A 3,978-nucleotide genomic window follows, 5' to 3' on the forward strand; every position below is an offset into this window, starting at 1 on the left:
CTGGGTCGCGGCGCCCCTGGGGCGCGTTTCCGCCCCCGCACTGGCCCGGCTGGCCCAGGCCCTGCTGCACACCGTCGGCGCACACGGCACGCCCCCGGGGCTGCGCATCACGCCCTGGCGCATGCTGTGCATCGAAGGCATAGCGTCCCCTGCGGCAGACCACTGGGCACGCCAAGCCGGGCTGGACCAGGCAGCGCACTGGATCACCACTCCCACCGATCCGCGCCTGCGCATCTCGGCCTGCACGGGTGCCCCGGGCTGCGACCAGGCCCTGGCGCCCACGCAAGCCCTAGCGCTGGCGCTGGCGCCGCAAATGCCCGCCGGCAGCCACCTGCATGTCTCGGGCTGCGCCAAGTGCTGCGCGCGCCAGCGCCCGGCCACCATCACGCTGCGCGCGCAGCGCAGCACCGATGCCGAGGGCCGCGCCCACACCAGCTTCGCCGTCGTGCGCGAGGGCACGGCCGGCGATGCCGCCTGCCTGGAGCTGCCGGCGTCCGGCCTGCGCGACAATCCACGCTTGTTCTCCGAAAAGATTGCATGGCTCACGTCTACGAAACCCATGGCGCCGAAATCTACCGCCAGTCCTTTGCCACCATCCGCCGCGAAGCCGATCTGACGCGCTTCACCCCGGGGGAGGAGCGCGTCGCGGTGCGCATGATCCATGCCACCGGCATGGTCGAACTTGCCCCGCACATCCAGTTTTCCCCCGACCTGTTCGCCGCCGGGCAGCAGGCCCTGCTGGACGCGCCCCCATCCTGTGCGATGTACGCATGGTCAGCGAGGGCATCACGCGCTCGCGCCTGCCGGCCAACAACGCCGTCATCTGCACCCTGCAGGACCCCGGCGTGGCCGAACTGGCCGCCCGCATGCACAACACCCGCAGTGCCGCTGCGGTCGAGCTGTGGCGCCCCCACCTGGCCGGTGCCGTGGTCGCCATCGGCAACGCCCCCACCGCGCTGTTCCACCTGCTGAACATGCTGCAGCAGCCCGACTGCCCGCGCCCGCAGCCATCATCGGCTGCCCCGTGGGCTTCATCGGTGCCGCCGAATCCAAGGAGGCGCTGATGCAGGACCTGCCCGCGCCCGCCATGATCGTGCGCGGCCGCCTGGGCGGCTCGGCCATGACCGTGGCCGCCATCAACGCCCTGGCCAGCCATGTTGAATAAGCCCGCGATGGTGGCCCCCACGGGCGTGATCTGCGTGGGCCTGGGCCCCGGTGACCCGGAACTCATGAGCGTCAAGGCCGACCGCCTGGTGCGCCAGGCGCGCCATGTGGCCTTTTTCCGCAAGCCCGGCCGCCCCGGCAAGGCGCGCCAGGCCGTGCAAGGCCTGCTGGCTGACGATGTGGTCGAGTACGCCATGGAATACCCCGTCACCACCGAACTGCCGGTGGACAGCGAGGCCTATGTGCAGCAGCTGTCGCGCTTCTACGACCAGTGGTGCGAACGGCTGGCCGAGCTGGCCCGCCAGACGCAGGTGGTGGTGCTGTGCGAGGGCGACCCCTTCCTCTACGGCTCCTTCATGCACCTCTACACCCGCCTGCAGGCGCGCGGCGACGTGCCCGTGGACGTGGTGCCCGGCATCCCCGGCATGGTGGGTTGCTGGCATGCCACCGGCACCCCCATCACCTGGGGCGACGATGTGCTGAGCGTCATGACCGGCACGCTGTCCGAGGACGAGCTGGTGCGCCGCATGCAGACCGCCGACGCCCTGGTCATCATGAAGGTGGGGCGCAACCTGCCGCGCATCCGCCGTGCACTGCAGCGCTGTGGCCGCACCGAGGCCGCCTGGCTGGTGGAAAACGGCACCACCGCCCAGCAACAGGTCCAGCGCCTGCAGGACGTGGGCGATGCGGCCTGCCCCTACTTCGCCATCGTCCTGGTCCATGGCCAGGGCCGCCGCCCGGAGGCCGCATGGTGAGCCCCGCCGGACGCCTGAGCATCGTCGGCCTGGGCCCCGGGGCCCTGCCGCAGATCACCCCCGAGGTGTGCGCCGCCCTGCAGCAGGCCACCGACGTGATTGGCTATGTCCCCTACGTGGAGCGCGCCCGCACCCTGCTGCAGGCCCAGGCCGCGGCGGACGTGGACGCCATCCGTTTCCACGCCTCGGACAACCGGGTCGAGATCGACCGCTCGCGCCATGCGCTGGCGCTGGCCGCGCAAGGCCACCGCGTGGTCGTCGTCTCCTCGGGGGACCCCGGGGTGTTTGCCATGGCCAGCGCCGTGCTGGAAGCCGTGGATCACGCCGCACCCGCCGAGGCCGCGCTGTGGCACACGCTGGACATCCAGGTGCTGCCCGGCATCACCGCCATGCTGGCGGCCGCTGCACGCGCCGGAGCCCCGCTGGGCCATGACTTTTGCTGCATCAACCTGTCGGACAACCTCAAGCCCTGGTCCGTGATTGCGCGGCGCGTGCAACTGGCGGCCGAGGCCGACTTTGCCATGGCCTTCTACAACCCGCGTTCCCTCAGCCGGCCCGAAGGCTTCAACCGCCTGCTGGCGCTGCTGCGCACGCACTGCGAACCCGAACGCCTGCTGGTCTTTGCCCGCGCCGTCTCCACGCCCGAAGAGCGGCTGACGGTATGCGCTCTGCAGGACGTGCAGCCCGAGATGGCCGACATGCGCACCGTGGTGCTGGTCGGCAACAGCACCACGCGCCGCGTGGGGCCGTGGGTCTACACGTCGCGCTCCTACGGCATGGATGGCGCGGTGCCATCCGCACACCCATGAGCCAGCCAGTGCATCACGCGGTCCACGCTGTCCGTGTGCGCACGCGCCGGCACCTGCGGGCGCTGCACCATGATGACGCGCAGGCCCAGGGCCCGCGCCGCTGCCAGCTTGCCGTGCGTGGCCTCGCCCCCGGCATTCTTGGTCACCAGCCATTCGATGCCGTGGGTGGTCAGCACGTCGCGCTCCGCCTCGGCACTGAAGGGCCCACGCGCTACCAGCACCGTAGCACCCTGCACAGGCAGGGAGCCCGCTTCCGGCACATCCACCACCCGCAGCAGATAATGGTGCTGCGGCACGTGGCTGAATGCCGCCAGCTGCTTGCGGCCCACGGCCAGAAAGACGCGGGCCGGCGCTGCCGGCAAGGCGCGGGCGGCGGCGTCCATGTCGGCCACCATCTGCCAGCGGTCCCCGGCCTCGGGCTGCCAGGCGGGGCGTTCCAGCGCCAGCAAGGGCGTGCCGGTCTGGGCGCAGGCCGCGCAGGCGTTGCGGCTCATCTGCGCGGCAAACGGGTGGGTGGCATCCACCACGTGGCTGATGCCCTGGCTGCGGATGAACTGCACCAGCCCCTCCACCCCGCCAAAACCGCTGCAGCGCGTGGGCAGGGGCTGGGCGGCGGGCTGGCGGGTGGCGCCCGCATACGAAAACACCGCGGGCACCGCGGCCTGGTGCAGGCGGCGGGCCAGCAGGCTGGCATCGCTGGTGCCACCCAGCAGGAGAACATGTGTCATGGCTGATCCGTGGCTGACCTTGGTCGGAATGAACGAAGACGGGCTGGAAGGCCTGAGCGCCCCGGCACGCCGTGCCGTGGAGGCGGCACACACCATTTTCGGTGCACCGCGCCACCTGGAGTTGGCCCAGGCCGGCGCGCGCGGCCGCGCCTGGCCCATCCCCTTTGATCCCACCCCCGTACTGGCCTTGCGCGGCCAGCCGGTGGTGGTGCTGGCCTCGGGCGACCCGTTCTGGTTTGGGGCCGGCGGCACGCTGGCCCAGCATCTGCCGCCCCACGAATGGAACTGCCACGCTCAAAGCGCCACATTTTCGCTGGTGGCCGCCCGCCTGGGATGGCGGCTGGAACACAGCGTGTGCCTGGGCCTGCACGCCAGCCCCATGGCGCAGGTGCTGCCGCAGCTGCGGGCCGGGCGCCAGCTGATCGTGCTGCTGCGCGACGGCGCCGCCGTGGCGGACTTTGCCGGCTGGCTGCAGGCCGAAGGCTGGGGCCGCAGCACGCTGTGGGTGCGTGGAGGCCGTGG

Annotated in this window: 4 protein-coding genes and 2 pseudogenes; 5 read left to right on the forward strand and 1 reads right to left on the reverse strand. The window is 71.7% G+C overall.

The genetic code is table 11. The annotated features are described in order from the left end of the window. The 4 genes and pseudogenes from SJH88_RS18590 to cobJ form a co-directional block, all read left to right on the forward strand. Positions 1 to 616, forward strand: a pseudogene (locus tag SJH88_RS18590) (hypothetical protein); the annotation flags it as partial. Continuing rightward, positions 538 to 1,165, forward strand: a pseudogene (locus tag SJH88_RS18595) (precorrin-8X methylmutase). The pseudogenes SJH88_RS18590 and SJH88_RS18595, both read left to right, overlap by 79 nt. Further along, positions 1,155 to 1,919, forward strand: a complete 765-nt coding sequence (cobI, locus tag SJH88_RS18600) for a precorrin-2 C(20)-methyltransferase (protein WP_051519308.1) — start codon at positions 1,155 to 1,157, stop codon at positions 1,917 to 1,919. Before SJH88_RS18595 ends, cobI begins: the two are co-directional and overlap by 11 nt. Further along, a complete protein-coding gene (cobJ, locus tag SJH88_RS18605; protein ID WP_274755328.1) occupies positions 1,913 to 2,728 on the forward strand; it encodes a precorrin-3B C(17)-methyltransferase in 816 nt (271 codons plus the stop codon). Before cobI ends, cobJ begins: the two co-directional genes overlap by 7 nt. On the opposite strand, the gene SJH88_RS18610 is transcribed toward cobJ, so the two are convergent. Then, the gene (locus SJH88_RS18610) at positions 2,689 to 3,456 is read right to left on the reverse strand and encodes a cobalt-precorrin-6A reductase (RefSeq protein WP_274755329.1); all 768 of its coding nucleotides are present in this window, start codon (positions 3,454 to 3,456) and stop codon (positions 2,689 to 2,691) included. The two genes, cobJ and SJH88_RS18610, sit on opposite strands and share 40 nt — an antisense overlap. Between SJH88_RS18610 and SJH88_RS18615 the strand changes: the two genes are divergently transcribed. Continuing rightward, on the forward strand, positions 3,455 to 3,978 hold a 524-nt coding region (locus SJH88_RS18615; protein WP_274755330.1), incomplete at its 3' end, for a cobalt-precorrin-7 (C(5))-methyltransferase. The genes SJH88_RS18610 and SJH88_RS18615 overlap by 2 nt on opposite strands.

This window comes from Comamonas sp. GCA5 (genome assembly GCF_036541385.1).
In the GTDB taxonomy this organism is placed as follows: Bacteria; Pseudomonadota; Gammaproteobacteria; order Burkholderiales; family Burkholderiaceae_C; genus Comamonas; species Comamonas aquatica.